Below are 16,045 nucleotides of genomic sequence, written 5' to 3' on the forward strand. Positions count from 1 at the left end.
GGGGCGACGGTCAGAGCCGCTCCACCATCGCGCCCCGGCACCGGTCCCGGGTGTCGAAGACGTACCGGGCGTGCCGGGTGACCAGGTCGTAGTCGAAGCTGTCGTGGTCGGTCACCAGGACCACCGCGTCGGCCGCCGCGACCTCCCGCGCGGTCAGGTCGACCAGCACCACACCGCCGGGGATGTGCTGCGGCTCGGCGTACGGTTCCACCGCGTGCACGTCCGCGCCGAGCGCCTGCAACCGGCGGGCCACGTCGACCGCCGGCGAGTCGCGCATGTCACCGGTGTTCTTCTTGTACGCCAGCCCGAGCAGCAGCAGCCGCGCCCCGTTGACCGGCCGGCCGATCCGGTTCAACCCGGCCATCACCCGCTGGGCCACGTGCTCGGGCATCTGGTGGTTGATGTCGTCGGCCAGCTCGATGAACCGGAAGGGTCGGCCCAGGGTGCGCTTGACCTGCCAGGACAGGTAGCACGGGTCGATCGGCAGGCAGTGCCCGCCGACCCCCGGGCCGGGCCGGAACGGCATGAACCCGAACGGCTTGGACGAGGCGGCCTCGATGGCCTGCCAGGCGTCGATGCCGAGCTGGTGGGAGGCCATCGCCAGCTCGTTGATCAGGGCGATGTTGACCTGGCGGAAGGTGTTCTCGATCAGCTTGGTCAGCTCGGCCACCCGGGTGGAGTCCACCGGCACGGTCCGCTCGACCAGCCGCCGGTAGAAGCCGTCCACCCGCTCCAGCGACGCCGCGTCCACCCCGGACACCACCTTCGGGGTGTTCTCCAGCCGCCACGTCGGGTTGCCCGGGTCGATCCGTTCCGGGCTGTAACCGAGGTGGAAGTCACCCGGGCTGCGCAGCCCGCTCGCCGCCTCCAGCAGCGGCCGGAGCAGGTCCTCGGTGGTTCCCGGGTAGGTGGTCGACTCCAGCACCACCGTGCAGCCGCGTCGCACGTACGGGCCGACGGCGGTACCGGCCTGCTCGACGAAGCTCAGGTCGGGGACCCCGTCGCGCAGCGGGGTGGGTACGGTGATCACGCAGATGTCGAAGCCCTCGGCGTCCGGGTACTCGGTGCTCGGCCGGTACCGTCCGCTGGCCAGGGCCCGGCCCAGCCGGTCGGCCGGAATGTCCTCGACGAATGACTCGCCGGAGGCCAGCCGCTTGACCCGGTCGGCGTCGACGTCCAACCCGACCACGTCCAACCCGGCCTCGACGGCGCGCATGGCCAGCGGCAGTCCGACGTATCCCTGACCGATGACGACCAGCTTCTGTGCGTTCATCCGGGCTCCCTGCATGCGTGTCCTTGCAGGGAGCCTAGATGGCGATATAGCGATCTACGTCCGTTTTGGTATTCCTGGGGCCTGCGGTGTTCCCGGTGGCCGGTGACGACCGGTCAGGTGCCGGCCGGCGGCGGGTTGTTGCCGCCCCCGCCGCCCGTCTCGGTCGTGGTCGCCGTCGGCTCGCCCGCGGTCGGCCCAGTGGTGGGCGTACCCGTCTGGACGGGCTCGCTGGTGGCCGGCTCCGACGGGGTGGGCGGCGTGGAGTTCGTCGGCGGCGTCGAGGGCGGGCCGTCCGGCAGCGGCGTCGGACTGACCGAGACCGACGGCGACGGCTTCTCGTACTGGTTGGTCGGCCGGGGCGGACGCGGCGCCTCGTCGGAGCCGGTCTCCTCGACCACCGCCGGGATCTCGGAGCGGTCGGTGGGCGCCACCGCCGGGCCGGTGCTGCGGATGTTCGGCACGCCGCTGTCGAGCGACTTCGAGGCGCCCAACGCGGCACCGAGCGCGGTCAGGGCCACCAGCACCGCGGCCAGCGCGCCGACCAGGGAACCCCGGCGACCCCGCCGTGACCCCGAGCCGACCACCGTCCTGGACGTCCCCGCCGGGTCGACCCGCACGCCGTCGGCCCGGGACGGGTGGCGCAGCGGCGGCGTCACCAGCGCGGTGGCGGCGGTGTCGTCACCGGCGGCGGCGCGGGCGGCGGTGGCCATCTCGGCGCCGGTGGCGAAGCGGTCCGCCGGGTCCTTCTCCAGCGCCCGCGCCACCAGGGCCCGGACCGCCACCGGGATGTCGGCGGGCAGCTCCGGCGGCTCGTCGTCCAGGTGCCGCACGGCCACCTGGAGCGGGTTGTCCCCGGTGAACGGCGGCTGCCCGGTCAGGCAGCAGTACGCCACCGCGCCGAGGGCGTAGATGTCGGTGGCGGCCGACACGGGCCGGCCGGACGCCTGCTCGGGGGCCATGTAGAGGGCGGTACCCGGCACCGCGTTCGTGCTGGTGATGCTCGTCACATTGGTGGAGCGGGCGACGCCGAAGTCGACGAGCACCACGGTGCCGTCCTCCTGCACCAGCAGGTTGCTCGGCTTGACGTCGCGGTGCACGATGCCGCCGGCATGCGCCGCGTGCAGGGCCTGGGCGGCCTGCGCCACGACCGACATCGTCTCGTCCACGTCCAGGTGGCCGGCGGACTCGATCCGCCGCGACAGCGGTTCGCCCTCGACGAACTCCATGACCAGGTAGTCGGCCCGGCCACCGTCGGCGAGCCGGTCCTCACCGCAGTCGAAGACCTGCACGATGCCGGGGTGGCGCAGCGCCGCCATGATCCGTGCCTCGGCGCGGAACCGGGCGATGAAGTCGGGGTCCGAGACGAGCGCCGGCAGCAGCACCTTCACCGCGACCTGGCGACCCAGCACCAGGTCGGTGGCCCGCCACACATCGCCCATGCCGCCGGTGGCGACACGTTCGTCCAGGCGGTAGCGACCGCTGAGCACGACCTCGGATGACAACACCCCCATACCGTACCCAGGGTCCTCCCGTCCGGCAGACGCCGATATCCCTTCCGGCTTTTCGTGGGACGAACTGTCCAGGTCCCGGTGGGGTCGGCCCACCGGCCGGTCGCCGCTGGTCGTCGTCCGGTCACCGAGGGTGCGTGGTGACGTCATGGTCGGGACGGGGGCGTCATGGGGAGCGTCCGGAGGGTGAGCGGTGTTACTCCGACGCGCCGCCAGCGAGATTGATCTATCTCACCTTTTCCGCCCCGTTGACCGCTTGCCTGCGCCCGGCTCCGGCTCCTAGTGTTGCCCCCTCTGGCCCGTCCCGGTGCCGGTACCGCGCCCAGACCCGACGCCGTACTCTCCCGGCGGCGTCCAGACGGGTCACCCGACCTCCGGCGTCGGGTGCGAGCGGGGCAGCGGGGGGGCTGAAGGTGCGCGAAGGGGTCCGCTGGTCGGGCCGGGGTGGCGGCGTGTCCGTCGGCCGCCGGTCCGGGTCGGTCGACGGGGCGGCCCGGCGGTGACCGATGACCTGACCGGGGCGGTCTTGGCGGCGCAGGCCGGCGACGAGGAGTCGTTCCGCGTCCTCTACCGCAGCCTCCAGCCGGGCCTGCTGCGCTATCTCACCGCGCTCGTCGGCGCGGACGCCGAGGACGTGGCCTCCGAGACCTGGTTGCAGATCGCCCGGGACCTGTCCCGCTTCACCGGCGGCGAGTTCCGCGCCTGGGCGGTGACGATCGCCCGGAACCGGGCCATGGACCACCTCCGCCGGCAGCGTCGCCGCCCGTCGCTGCCGGTTCCCGTGCAGGACCTCAGCGACCTCGCCGGCGACGCCGACACCGCCGAGCGGGCCGGCGAGTCGATCGGCACCGAGTCCGCGCTGGCGTTGATCTCCACCCTGCCGCCCCGGGAGGCCGAGGCGGTGCTGCTGCGGGCGGTGATGGGACTGGACGCGGAGACCGCCGGTCGGGTGCTCGGCCGGCGGCCGGGCGCGGTCCGCACGGCCGCGCACCGGGGGCTGCGCCGGCTGGCGGCGATGCTGGAACGCGGGGACGCCCCCCGGTCGTCCGACGACGAGCGGGTCGTCCCACCCCGCCCCCGGCCGACGCCGCACGCGTCGCGGGCCGAGCCGGCGGACGGCTGACATGAGGGGAGACTGGATGAACCTGCGCCGGTCGGCCCGTCGTCGGCCGGTGAGCCGGGCCGAGGCCGAGCGGCTGCTCGACTCGACCGGGTCGGGGACCGCGCCGTCCACCGACGATCCGCTCACCCGGTTGCTGGCCGCGGCCGCCGCACCCGCCCGGGTCGACGAACTCGCCGGTGAACAGGCGGCGCTGGCGGCGTTCCGGGCCGCCCGGGGCGCGGCGGCACCCGGGCCGGCCCCGGCCGCCCGGCGGCGTCCCCGGCTGTCCACCGGTGTGGTGGCCTGGATCGCCGCGCTGGCCGCCACCGCCACCGCCGGGGTGGCCTTCGCCGCCGCGGCCCTCGACCGTCCCGCCGAGCGGGCACCCGGACCTGTCCCGTCCACCACTGCCACGGCCACCGGTGACGCCACCGACCGGCCCTCCCCGTACCGGTCCGAACCGCAGCGGCAGAGCCCGTCGCGGCGGCCCGGCGGTACCGCGCCCGGGGGCGGCCCCCCGGCATCGCCCGCGCCGCCCGGACACGGCGGGCCGGCGAATACCGGCAAACTGGTCGGGCAGTGCCGGGCCTACCTGGCCAAGTCGCCCCCGCAGCGGGCGAAGGCGTTGACCAGGCCCGGGTACGCCGACCTGGTGGCCGCCGCGGGCGGAGCCGACCAAGTGGAGGCGTACTGCCGCACCCTGGTCCCGCAGCGCACGCCGGCCAAGCCGTCCGACGCCGCCGGCGCTCCGGCCAGCCCAGGCGGGGGGCCCGGCCCCAGGAACTAGTCGAAAAGGCTTCACAATTATTTCTTCCCGTCGGGTCTGCGGGATCGGTCCCCGGGGCAGAAGATGGAGGACGGGACGGCCCATGCCGGCCGTGCCCACCGGCCGGCATGGCCGGACCCTGCGTCGGGAGGAAACCGTCTCGTGGTGACGTCGCCCGGGCTGGACCGGTCGACCGTGCTCGGCGAAGTCGCCGGGGCGGCCGGGCATCTGGCCCGCATCTGTTTCAAAACCGGCCCACCCACCCTCACCGGCGTCGAACTGGAATGGACCGTCCACGACGCCGCCGATCCCGCCCGGCCACTGGACCGGGCGCGGCTCCGAGCGGCACTCGGGCCACACAGCCCACCCACCCTGGACGACACCAGCCCCGCCCGCCCCCTGCGGCACGGCAGCACCGTGACCGTCGAGCCGGGCGGCCAGGTGGAGGTGTCCACCGCGCCGCGATCCTCGGTCGCCGCGCTCGTCTCGGCCACCCAGGCCGACATCGACGAACTTGACGCCCTGCTCGCCCGTGCCGGCCTGGTGCGCGGGCAGACCGGCATCGACCCGTGGCGGGAGCCCCGCCCGGTGGTCGACACCCCGCGCTACCGCGCCATGCGCTGCGTCTTCGACCGGCGCGGCCCGGCCGGGCAGACCATGATGTACAGCACCGCCGGCCTCCAGGTCTGCCTCGACGTCGGCCCGGCCGCCGGCCTGGCCGAGCGCTGGGCGGCGGTGCACGCGGTCGGGCCGCCACTGGTGGCGGCCTTCGCCACCGCCGACCGGCACGCCGGGCGGCCCACCGGCTGGGCGTCCGCCCGGATGGCTGCCTGGCTGGACATCGACCCGGCCCGCACCGGCCCGGTCTGGTCGGCGCACCAACCGGACCGGGACCCGGTCGCCGCCTGGACGGAGTACGTCCTCGCCGCACCCCTGCTCTGTCTGCGCCACGACGGCCCGGACTGGACACCCCCGCGCGGGGTCACGTTCGCCGACTGGATAGCCGGGGCACTGCCCGACCCACCCACCACCGACGACCTGGACTACCACGTCAGCACCCTCTTCCCACCGGTACGCCCGCGCGGCTACCTGGAGGTCCGCTACCTCGACGCCCAGCCCGGCCGGGACTGGACGCTCCCCCTGGCCGTGCTGACCGTGCTGCTGGGCGACGAGCGGACGGTCCGGGCGGCCCGGACGATCGCCGCGCCGGTGGCCGACCGCTGGCGCACCGCCGCCCGGTGCGGGCTGGCCGACCCGGCCCTGGCCACGGTGGCCGCAGCCCTGCTCGACCTGGCCCGGGAGGCGCTGCCGACGCTCGACCTACCGACCGACGTCCACCACGAGATCGACCGCGGGATCCGCCGACGGATCGCCGCAGCGCAGAGGGGAGACCGGTGACCACCACCGAGCAACCGGGCGCGCAGCCTGAGGCGTTGCGCAGCCGGATCGCCGCCGAATTCGCCCGGACCCGGGCCCGCACCGATGCGTTGACCAGCGCGGTCGACGACGACGACCTGGTCCGGCAGCACTCGACGCTGATGTCCCCGCTGGTCTGGGACCTCGCCCACGTGGGCAACCAGGAGGAACTGTGGCTGGTCCGGGACGTCGGCGGGCGGGAGCCGGTGCGGCGCGACATCGACGACCTGTACGACGCGTTCAAACAGCCCCGTAAGGACCGCCCCTCCCTGCCGCTGCTGCCCCCGAGCGAGGCGCGGGCCTACGTGGCGACCGTGCGGGACAAGGTGCACGACCTGCTCGACGGGGTCCGGTTCTCCGAGCGGCCGCTGGTCGCCGACGGTTTCGTCTTCGGCATGATCGTGCAGCACGAGCAGCAGCACGACGAGACCATGCTCGCCACCCACCAGCTGCGATCCGGCCCACCGGTGCTCGACGCGCCCCCACCCCCCGAGCCCCGGGCCCGGGTCGCCGCCGAGGTGCTGGTGCCGGCGGGACCGTTCACCATGGGCACCTCGACCGACCCGTGGGCGCTGGACAACGAACGCCCGGCGCACACCGTCGACCTGCCCGCGTACGTCATCGACGCCACGCCGGTCACCAACGGCGCGTACCGGGAGTTCCTCGCCGACGGCGGGTACGACGACCCGCGCTGGTGGAGCGCGGCCGGCTGGCGGCACCGCACCGAGGCCGGGCTGACCGCGCCGATGCACTGGCGACGCGACGGCGACGGCTGGGCGTACCAGCGGTTCGGCCGGTGGGCCCCGGTACGTGACGACGAGCCGGTGGTGCACGTCTGCTGGCACGAGGCGCAGGCGTACGCGCGGTGGGCCGGTAAGCGGCTGCCGACCGAGGCGGAGTGGGAGAAGGCGGCCCGCTGGGACCCGGCGACCGGCCGCTCCCGGCGCTGGCCGTGGGGCGACGACGAGCCGACCGCCGAGCACGCCAACCTGGGGCAGCGGCACCTGTGGCCGGCACCGGTCGGGGCCTATCCGGCGGGGGCCTCGCCACTCGGCGTGCACCAGCTCATCGGTGACGTCTGGGAGTGGACGGCGAGCCCCTTCCACGGTCATCCCGGCTTCACCGTCTTCCCCTACCCGGAGTATTCGGAGGTGTTCTTCGGCGGCGACTACCGGGTGCTGCGCGGCGGCTCGTTCGGCACCGACCGGGCGGCCTGCCGGGGCACCTTCCGCAACTGGGACCACCCGATCCGGCGGCAGATCTTCAGCGGATTCCGCTGCGCCCGCGACGCCCGGCCCGAGGAGGCCCACGGGTGAGAGGCGGCCCACGGGTGAGAGACGGCGTCGCCTGATGTGCCGGCACCTGGCGTACCTCGGCCCCCCGGTGACCCTGCGGTCGCTGCTGTACGACCCGCCGCACTCGCTGGTCCGGCAGTCCTGGGCCCCCCGGGACATGCGCGGCGGTGGCACGGTCAACGCCGACGGCTTCGGCGTCGGCTGGTACCCCGGCACCGACGGGCCGGGCGGGGACGACGGTCGCGGCGGGGCCCCGGTGCGGTACCGCCGGGCCGGCCCGATCTGGTCCGACCCGACGCTGCCCGAGCTGGCCGCGGTGACCGCCTCCGGCGCGGTGCTGGCGGCGGTGCGCTCGGGCACGGTGGGCATGCCGGTGCAGGAGAGCGCCGCCGCGCCGTTCGCCGGGGGGCGGTGGTTGTTCAGCCACAACGGGGTGGTGCGTGGCTGGCCGGACTCGGTCGTCGGAGCGGCCGGCGGCCTGCCGGTGCGGGACCTGCTCACCCTCGACGCGCCGACCGACTCGGCGCTGCTGTGGGCGCTGGTCCGGCACCGGCTGCGGGCCGGCGCGTCGCCGACCGGGGCGGTCACCGCGACCGTCCGGGAGGTCGCCGCCGCGGCCCCGGGATCACGGCTGAACCTGCTGCTCACCGACGGCGTGTCGGTGGTGGCGAGCGTGTGGGGGCACGCGTTGTCGGTGCGCGCCGACGACGGTACGGCGCTGCTGGCCTCCGAGCCGGTGGACGACGCGCCCGGCTGGCGGGAGGTGCCGGACCGGCGGTGGGTCCGGGCGGGACCGGACGGCGTGCACGTAGGCGAGCTGGAGTGACAGGACCCTTTTCGATGCGGGAGAGGACGACATGAGCGCGGAACCGCTGGAGATCTACCTGGAGGAACGGGACCTCGACCGGGCGTTGCGGTTCGACGTGCGGACCGGGCTGGCCGCCGACCCCAAGTGGCTGCCCCCGAAGTGGTTCTACGACGCCCGGGGCAGCGAGTTGTTCGAGGAGATCACCCGGCTGCCGGAGTACTACCCGACCCGGGCGGAACGGGCGGTGCTGGCCGAACGGGCACCCGACATCGCGGCGGCGACCGGGGCGAAGACCCTGATCGAGCTGGGCTCCGGTTCGTCGGAGAAGACCCGGCTGCTGTTGGACGCGTTCACCCGGCACGGCGGGTTGGGAACCTTCGTGCCGCTGGACGTGTCGGTGAGCGCGCTGCGGCAGTCCACCGCGCAGATCGCCACGGACTATCCGGCGCTGCGGGTACGCGGCATCGTCGGGGACTTCACCCGGCAACTCGACCGCCTGCCGACCGGTGGTCGCCGGTTGGTGGTCTTCCTGGGCGGCACCATCGGCAACCTGGTGCCGGCCGAGCGGGCCGACTTCCTGGCCGCCATGCGCACCGCCCTGGAGCCGGGCGACCACCTGCTCGTCGGCACCGACCTGGTCAAGGACCCGGCGGTGATCGTGCCGGCGTACGACGACGCGGCCGGGGTCACCGCCGAGTTCAACCGCAACGTGCTGCGGGTGATCAACCGGGAGCTCGACGCCGACTTCGACCCGGACGCGTTCGCCCACGTCGCCCACTGGGACCCGGCGCGGGAGTGGATCGAGATGCGGCTGCGGGCCCTACGCCCGATGCGGGTCCGCATCGACGCGCTCGACCTGACCGTCGAGTTCGCCGCCGACGAGGAACTGCGTACGGAGGTGTCGGCGAAGTTCCGGCCGGCGGGGATCGGCGCGGAGCTGACGGCGGCCGGTTTCCTGCCGACGGAGTTCTGGACCGACCCGGACGGCCTGTTCGGGGTCACCCTGGCCCGCGCCGCCTGACCGCCGACCGGCCGGTGCGTCGGGGCGTCGACGGGCACCCTGGGGGGTGACCTGGCGCACCCGGCGCACCGGCCGGTCGGGCCGGTCGGTTAGGCTGGCAGGCGCGAAGGGGAGTAGCCCCCAATGTCGTGGTCGACACACTGGTGCGTTCCGCACCCGGCCACGCGGCCCCACCAGCGGTGGGGCGGGCGAGACCTTCGACTCAGGCTGTCACACAGCCGGGTCGAGGTCGCCCCGTCACCTCCTCCCGGCCTGATCGGGAAGGTTCCTCATGGACGGTTTCCTCGTCGCGCTGGTCGTCAGCTTCGGCGTCATCTTCGTCGCCGAGCTGGGGGACAAGTCCCAGCTCATGGCGCTCACGTTCGCCACCCGGTTCAAGACGGTCCCGGTGCTGATCGGCATCACCGTCGCCACCGCGATCGTGCACCTGGCCTCGGTGGCGATCGGGGTCGGCCTGAACGCGGCCCTGCCCACCGGGTGGATCTCGCTGGTCGCCGGCCTGGCGTTCCTCGGCTTCGGCGTCTGGACGCTGCGCGGGGACAAGCTCACCGAGGAGGAGAAGCGCAAGGCGGAGAAGACCGGCAAGTCCGCCATCGTCGCCGTCGGTGTCGCGTTCTTCCTGGCCGAGCTGGGCGACAAGACGATGCTCGCCACCATCACCCTGGCCACCAAGTACGGCTGGTTCGGCACCTGGCTCGGCTCGACGCTGGGCATGGTGGCCGCCGACGCGTTGGCCATCCTGGTCGGCCGACTGCTCGGCCGGCACCTGCCGGAGCGGACCATCCGGTACGGCGCGGCGGTACTCTTCGCCATCTGTGGCCTGTGGCTGATCCTGGAGGCGGTGCGCGAGCTGTCCTGACTGCACGCACCGGCCTGACCCCGACTAGCCGGGGTGCGGGCGGGTAACGCCACCCGGTGAGGGTGGACGAGTTGCTGCGCCACGGCGACGCGGTCGTGGTGGGGGTGGTGGAGACCATCGGGGCGACCGTCATCGTCGTCGGTGCGCTCTGGGCGGCGCTGCGGTTCGTGGTCGAGGGGCTGCGGCACCGCAGCGCCGCCGTGTTCACCCCGATCCGGCTCTCCCTCGGCCGCTTCCTCACCCTCGGCCTGGAGTTCCAGCTGGCGGCGGACATCCTGCGGACCGCGGTGTCGCCGACCTTCGCCCAGCTCGGTCAGCTGGCGGCGATCGCCACCATCCGGACCGCGCTGAACGTCGTGCTGCGCCGGGAGATCGCCCAGGAGAAACGGCAGGTGGACGCCGGTGACCGGGCGCACCCCGAGCCACAGCCGGTCCCGGTCGGGGACGGCGGCGGGCCGGCCCGGTGACCGGGGTCGCGGTGCTGCTCGCCACCGGGGTGAGCGCGCTCGCCCTCGGCGTCGGCGCGGTGGCGCTGCTGACCACCCGCTCCTGGCGGACCGCCCTGCGGGTGCTGCTCGACCTGCTGGTCGCCGCTGGCCTGCTGCGGCTGGCCGGCGGCCGGAGCTGGTCGGCGCTGGCGACGGCGGCGGCGGTCGTGCTGCTGCGTCACCTGCTCGGGGCCGGGCTGACCGCGCCACCGCCCACCGCGCCACCGACTACCGACCCCCGGACGTGGGTAAGCCGAGCACACCCCCACCGGGGGCCAGCAGGGCACGAACCGACCGTGACGGGAAGGATTCCCCTATGAGCCGGCACGACGAGCCGAACGAGTACGGCTTCGCGGGCGGGGCCACCGCGCCGCAGCCCACACCCGGTGGCCGCCCCGACGAGCAGGACCGGGCCGAGGCGGTCGCGGTGCCGGGTGACGACCTGACCGGGTCGGTCACCGAGGCCCTGGAGGAGACCGAACCGGACGGACGGGACGACGACGCCCGGCGTCACCGCTGAGCGCTCACCACCGTCCGCCCGGCGGGACGTCGGGCGGACGGTGGGTTCAGCGTGGTGACGGCAGGGTGGACAGCCGGGCGGTGTCGTCGACCCGCACGAGGCGGTCGTCGCAGCAGGCCGCCAGCCGTTTGACCAGCTCGTCCGGGTCGCCGTACGGGTCGAGCCCGGCCAGCTCCGCCGGGTCCAGCGCGGGGACCCGAACGTGGGAGATGAGCGGGTGCAGCGGCCGGCTGTCGATCTCGTCGACGCCGAACAGGTCCTCGTGCAGCTTCTCCCCGGGGCGCAGGCCGGTGTAGACGATCTCGGGTGGCTGGGCCGCCTCGGCAGCCAGCCGCTGGGCCACCTCGGCGATGCGTACCGGCTCGCCCATGTCCAGCACCAGCGCCTCCCCGCCCCGGCCGACGACGGCGGCCTGGAGCACCAGGTGCACCGCCTCCTGCACGGTCATGAAGTACCGGGTCACGTCCGGGTGGGTCACGGTGATCGGCAGCCCGGCCCGGACCTGGGCCTGGAACGCGGTGAGCACCGAACCCCGGCTGCTGAGCACGTTGCCGAAGCGGACGCTGAGGAACGCCCCGCCGTACCGCTCGGCGTAGTGCGCGGTCAGCCGCTCGGTGATCCGCTTGGAGTAGCCGAGGACGCTGATCGGGTTGGCCGCCTTGTCGGTGGAGATGTTCACGAACTCGGCGACGTCGCGGCACGCCTCCAGCACGTTGAGCGTGCCCTGGACGTTGGTCTTGACCGCCTCGCCCGGGTGCCGCTGCAACAGGGTGAGGTGTTTGAGGGCGGCGGCGTGGAAGACGATGTCGGGCCGCCGTTCGGCGATGATCCGGGCGATCCCGTCGGCGTCGCGGAGGTCGGCGAGGATCAGTTCCGGCCCGTCCAGCAGCGCCCGCCCGTGCAGGGACATCTGGAGCGCGTGCAGCGCCGACTCGTCCCGGTCGAGCATCATCAGCTCGCCGGGGTCGCAGCGGGCGATCTGCCGGCACAGCTCGGAGCCGATCGAGCCGCCCGCGCCGGTGACCAGCACCCGGCGTCCGGCGAGCCCGTTGCGCTCCACGGGTAGTTCGGCCACCCGCTGGGCCCGTCCGAGCAGGTCGGTGAGCTGCAGGTCGCGGACGGCGTGCGCGGTGACCGGGCGGTCCAGCAGCTCGCGTACGGGCGGCAGCACCTTGAACGCGGCGCCGGCCTGGAGGGTGCGGCTGCGCACGTCACGCATCAGCTCGGCGTCCGAGCCGTTGATCGAGAAGATCACCGTGCCGGCCCGGGTGGCGCGGACGGCCTGGATCAGTTGCTCCCGGCCGCCGAGCACCCGGAGCCCGGCCACCCGCAGCCCCTGCCGCTCGGGGTCGTCGTCGAGCAGCCCCACCGGCAGGTATCCGCTGGTCGGGTCGCCGAGCAGCACCCGGACGAGGCGTTCGCTGGCCGCGTCGACCCCGTAGATCAGGGTCCGGTCGGCCGAGCGGGCGGGCCGGGCGTCGCGGTCGCGTCGCCACCGGTAGGTGACCCGACCGGCCCCCATCAGCAGCAACGCGACGGCGGCGCCGAGGATCGGCACGCTGGCCGGGACGGGTCGTTCGGCCATCGGCAGCAGCGCGGCCAGCGCCACGGCGGCGGCCAGCACGACCGTCCCGCCCAGGTCGCGGGCCTCACCGACGCTGCCGACCGGGTGCCGGCCCCGGGCGGTGAACCGGACCTGTTCGAGCGCCGCGTGGATGACCGCGCACACGACGGCGGCGCCGAGGGCCAGGGCGCACTGCCGGGGGGTGATGCCGAACTCGTACCGCGCCCAGGAGGCGACCAGGAAACCCGCGCACCAGGAGGCGGTGTCGAGCGTTAGCAAGGACAGGGCCTTCGCGCGTCGCGTGACCCAGTCGCGCCGCTGGCTGGGGTCGTCGTCGGGCTGGGGGTCTACGTGGTTCATTGGCGTCCTCTGCTTTTTGATCCTTGATTGCGAGGATTCGGCACTGGCAAGCGGTTTGCATCGTATACGTTGTTTTTGCAACTTAAGGGGCTACTCGCAGCGTTTAGACACTCTCATGCGCTTATAGGAACCTAGGGAGACTTCGTGCTTTTTCACCAGCTGGCCGTTCCGCCGGAACGGAGGGTGTGATGGACGTCCGCACCTGCCTGCGCCTGGTCCGCCGACACTGGTGGATCGTCCTGGTCACGCTGATGCTGACGGTCGGCTCGGCGGCGCTGGTCACGGTCCGCACGGCGCCCCGCTACGTGGCCTCGGTGACCTTCTTCGTCACCGCCCCCAACCAGGGCGTGAGCAACGCCTACCAGGGCGAACTCTTCCTCCAGCAGCGGGTGAAGTCCTATGCCGACCTGCTGCGCAGCGACCGCCTGGCGCAGGCCGTGGTCGCCGACTCCGGCCTCGGCCTCACCGCCGACGACATCCAGCGCCGGGTCGCCACCTCCACCGAACCGGGCACCGTGCTGCTGCGGGCCAGCGTCACCGACACCGACCAGACCCGGGCCATGAAGGTCACCGAGGCGCTGTCGGCCAAGTTCGTCGATCTGGTCAAGAAGATCGAGACCACGTCGGACGGCAAGGCCGGACCGACCCGGATCGAGGTGGTGGGTGGCCCCCGGGTCAGTGCCAGCCCGGTCTCCCCGCAGCCCAACCGCAACCTCGCCCTCGGTGTCCTGGTCGGCCTCCTGCTCGGCGTGGCGCTCGCCGTGCTGCGCGGCATGGTCGACGTACGGCTGCGGGACGCCGCCGGTCTGCAACGCGCCACCGGCAGCCCACTGCTCGGCGACATCCCGTTCGACCAGGGGGCCAAGTCGGCGCCGCTGATCGTCGGCGCGGCGGCGACCTCGGCGCGGGCGGAGGCGGTCCGCAAGCTGCGGACCAACCTGCGGTTCGTGGACGTGCACGAGCCGGCCCGGGTGATCGCGGTGACCAGCGCGTTGCAGGGGGAGGGGAAGACCACCCTGTCCTGCAACCTGGCGATCGCGCTGGCCGAGGCGGGCTGGCGGGTGCTGCTGGTCGACGCCGACCTGCGTCGTCCCAAGGTCGCCGACTACCTCGGGGTCGACGGCGGCGTCGGGCTCACCGACGTGCTCGTCGGCGACGTCCAGGTCGGTGACGTGGTGCAGCGTTGGGGCGACAAGTCCCTGCTGGTGCTGCCCAGCGGCTCGACCCCGCCGAACCCGAGCGAGCTGCTGGGGTCCAAGTCGATGGCCGACCTGCTCCTGTCGCTGCGTGAGTCCGCCGACATCGTGGTGATCGACACCGCGCCCCTGCTGGCCGTCACCGACGGCGTGGTGGTGGCCGTGCAGGCAGACGGCGCGTTGCTGGTCACCCAGCAGGGGCGTACCTCGCGTGCCCAGGCCGCCGCGGCGGCCCGGTCCCTGCACTCCGTGTCGGTGCGGCTGCTCGGGTGTGTGCTCAACATGGCCAAGGTGGCCCGCGCGGACGCCTACCAGTACGAGGCGTACCGGATCGCCACCGCGTCGCCGGCCTCGGTGCCGGCCGACCGCGCCACCGCCGCCCACCGCGACGACCAGGGGCTGCACCCGGCCGGCGACCGGACCCAGGAACTCACCCGGCTGCCGCGATGAGTGTCGCCGCGGGTCCGTCCGTCCGTCCCGCCCTGTCCGCCACGGGCGGGGCGGCGACGGCGGCCCGCGGGTCGGGGGCGGCGGTGCGCCGTCGCCCCCCGGCCCTCGACCGCGTCGGTCGACGACCCGTCGGCGGTACGCGGAGGGGAGCGCGGCGATGAGGGTGGGAATCCTGTCGTACCACTTCCCGCCGGAACCGGCGTTCATCCCCGGCAGCCTCGCCGAGGAACTGGCCCGGCGCGGACACGAGGTGCGGGTGCTGACCGGCTTCCCGGACTATCCCGGCGGCCACGTCTATCCCGGGTGGCGGCAGCGCTGGCGGCATGTGACCCACAGCGAGCGGTTGACCGTACGCCGGGTGCCCCGCTACGCGGGCGGCGACGCCTCGCCCACCGCCCGGATGGCCGGCTACCTCTCCTTCGCCGGCAGCGCGGCACTCGCCGGACGGCGGTACCTGGCCGGCGTCGACGTGCTCTACGTCTTCCAGTTCCCCGCGACCAGCTTCGCCGCCGCCGGGCTGCTGCGGCTGCTCGGCCGGGTGCCCACCGTCCTGCACGTGCAGGATCTCTGGACCGGGGAGGTCGCGACCGATCCGCAGCGGCCCGGCCGGATCACCACCACCATGCGCCGGGTGCTGCGGGCGGCCGACGCGGTGGCGGTCACCGCCCCTTCGATGCGGGACCTGGTGCTCGCCGACGGGGTCGCCGGGGACCGGGTGCGTACCGTGCCCAACTGGACCGACGAGCGGATCTTCCAACCGGTGCGCGCCGGCCGGGCCGCCCAGGCGCTGGTCCGCGGGGACGCGCGCTGCGTCGTCATGCACGCCGGCACGATCGGCGAGCGGCAGGGCCTGGAGACCGCGGTCCGGGCCGCCGCGGCGCTGCCCGACCGGATGGACCTGGTGCTGGTCGGCTCCGGGGCGCAGGAGCGGCGGGTACGGGGCCTGGCCAGCGAACTCGGGGCCGGCAACGTGCGGTTCCTCGACCGGCGGTCGCCGGGGGAGATGCCCGAGCTGTACGCCGCCGCCGACTACCAGCTGGTGACCCTGCGGGATCTGCCGGAACTGAACGGGACGGTGCCGAGCAAGGTGCAGTCCGCGCTGGCCTGTGCCGCCCCGCTGGTGGCCTCGGCCGGGGGCGACACCGCGGCGCTGGTGGAGCGGGCCCGGGCCGGCCTGTCCTGCCCGCCCGAGGACTGGGCCGCGCTGGCCGACCGGTTCTGGCTGGCCAGCACGATCCCACCGCCCGCGCGGGCGGACATGGGGCGGCGGGGGCGGGAGACCTACCTGCGGGAGATGTCGCTGCGGGCCGGGGTGGACCGGATCGAGTCGCTGCTGCGGGACGTGGCGTCCCCCCGGGTGCCGACCCGGCAATCCCGCGCGAACTAATCCAAGTACGAAAATTCGGTAACAGCCTGACA

15 protein-coding genes are annotated in these 16,045 nt (G+C 74.2%); 12 read left to right on the forward strand and 3 right to left on the reverse strand.

Annotated elements, in window-relative coordinates; translation table 11 throughout:
- Positions 1-10: 10 nt before the first annotated feature.
- Positions 11-1,273: a nucleotide sugar dehydrogenase gene (locus tag ACN260_RS12905; protein ID WP_422756184.1), complete on the reverse strand. Its 1,263-nt coding sequence runs from the start codon at positions 1,271-1,273 to the stop codon at positions 11-13.
- 113 nt (positions 1,274-1,386) lie between these two features.
- Positions 1,387-2,784, reverse strand: a complete 1,398-nt coding sequence (locus ACN260_RS12910; RefSeq protein WP_422756185.1) for a serine/threonine-protein kinase — start codon at positions 2,782-2,784, stop codon at positions 1,387-1,389.
- A 496-nt stretch (positions 2,785-3,280) separates the two neighbouring features.
- Between ACN260_RS12910 and ACN260_RS12915 the strand changes: the two genes are divergently transcribed.
- The 10 genes from ACN260_RS12915 to ACN260_RS12960 all read left to right on the forward strand — a co-directional run bounded on the left by ACN260_RS12915 (position 3,281) and on the right by ACN260_RS12960 (position 11,056).
- Entirely contained in the window at positions 3,281-3,904 is a 624-nt protein-coding gene (locus ACN260_RS12915; protein WP_422756186.1) for an RNA polymerase sigma factor, read from the forward strand.
- 16 nt (positions 3,905-3,920) lie between these two features.
- The gene (locus ACN260_RS12920) at positions 3,921-4,670 is read left to right on the forward strand and encodes a hypothetical protein (RefSeq protein ID WP_422756187.1); all 750 of its coding nucleotides are present in this window, start codon (positions 3,921-3,923) and stop codon (positions 4,668-4,670) included.
- 141 nt (positions 4,671-4,811) lie between these two features.
- Positions 4,812-6,047 carry an ergothioneine biosynthesis glutamate--cysteine ligase EgtA gene (egtA, locus tag ACN260_RS12925; RefSeq protein WP_422756188.1) on the forward strand — a complete coding sequence of 412 codons (1,236 nt, stop codon included), beginning with the start codon at positions 4,812-4,814 and terminating at the stop codon, positions 6,045-6,047.
- Complete coding sequence (egtB, locus tag ACN260_RS12930; protein ID WP_422756189.1) at positions 6,044-7,381, forward strand: ergothioneine biosynthesis protein EgtB; 1,338 nt, start codon at positions 6,044-6,046, stop codon at positions 7,379-7,381. The genes egtA and egtB overlap by 4 nt, the downstream gene beginning before the upstream one ends.
- A 34-nt stretch (positions 7,382-7,415) precedes the next feature.
- Positions 7,416-8,186 (forward strand): ergothioneine biosynthesis protein EgtC, encoded by a 771-nt coding sequence (gene egtC, locus ACN260_RS12935; protein WP_422756190.1) that lies wholly within the window; start codon positions 7,416-7,418, stop codon positions 8,184-8,186.
- A gap of 31 nt (positions 8,187-8,217) precedes the next feature.
- Entirely contained in the window at positions 8,218-9,189 is a 972-nt protein-coding gene (gene egtD, locus ACN260_RS12940; protein ID WP_422756191.1) for an L-histidine N(alpha)-methyltransferase, read from the forward strand.
- A gap of 271 nt (positions 9,190-9,460) precedes the next feature.
- Positions 9,461-10,048 carry a TMEM165/GDT1 family protein gene (locus ACN260_RS12945; protein WP_204960667.1) on the forward strand — a complete coding sequence of 196 codons (588 nt, stop codon included), beginning with the start codon at positions 9,461-9,463 and terminating at the stop codon, positions 10,046-10,048.
- A 56-nt stretch (positions 10,049-10,104) separates the two neighbouring features.
- Positions 10,105-10,515, forward strand: coding sequence for a DUF1622 domain-containing protein (locus tag ACN260_RS12950; RefSeq protein WP_422756192.1), 411 nt, complete (start codon positions 10,105-10,107; stop codon positions 10,513-10,515).
- Positions 10,512-10,856, forward strand: a complete 345-nt coding sequence (locus tag ACN260_RS12955) for a hypothetical protein (RefSeq protein ID WP_422756193.1) — start codon at positions 10,512-10,514, stop codon at positions 10,854-10,856. Before ACN260_RS12950 ends, ACN260_RS12955 begins: the two co-directional genes overlap by 4 nt.
- Entirely contained in the window at positions 10,853-11,056 is a 204-nt protein-coding gene (locus ACN260_RS12960) for a hypothetical protein (protein WP_422756194.1), read from the forward strand. Before ACN260_RS12955 ends, ACN260_RS12960 begins: the two co-directional genes overlap by 4 nt.
- A 46-nt stretch (positions 11,057-11,102) precedes the next feature.
- Here ACN260_RS12960 and ACN260_RS12965 read toward each other — a convergent pair whose 3' ends face one another.
- Positions 11,103-12,980, reverse strand: coding sequence for a polysaccharide biosynthesis protein (locus ACN260_RS12965; RefSeq protein WP_422756195.1), 1,878 nt, complete (start codon positions 12,978-12,980; stop codon positions 11,103-11,105).
- 188 nt (positions 12,981-13,168) lie between these two features.
- Here ACN260_RS12965 and ACN260_RS12970 point away from each other — a divergent pair, with 188 nt between their 5' ends.
- Together ACN260_RS12970 and ACN260_RS12975 are read left to right on the forward strand one after the other, a co-directional pair.
- Complete coding sequence (locus ACN260_RS12970; protein ID WP_422756196.1) at positions 13,169-14,626, forward strand: polysaccharide biosynthesis tyrosine autokinase; 1,458 nt, start codon at positions 13,169-13,171, stop codon at positions 14,624-14,626.
- Positions 14,627-14,783: 157 nt separating this feature from the next.
- Positions 14,784-16,013 (forward strand): glycosyltransferase family 4 protein, encoded by a 1,230-nt coding sequence (locus ACN260_RS12975; RefSeq protein WP_422756197.1) that lies wholly within the window; start codon positions 14,784-14,786, stop codon positions 16,011-16,013.
- Positions 16,014-16,045 lie beyond the last annotated feature (32 nt).

It is taken from the genome of Micromonospora sp. WMMD708, from assembly GCF_049315245.1.
In the GTDB taxonomy this organism is placed as follows: Bacteria; Actinomycetota; Actinomycetes; order Mycobacteriales; family Micromonosporaceae; genus Micromonospora; species Micromonospora wenchangensis.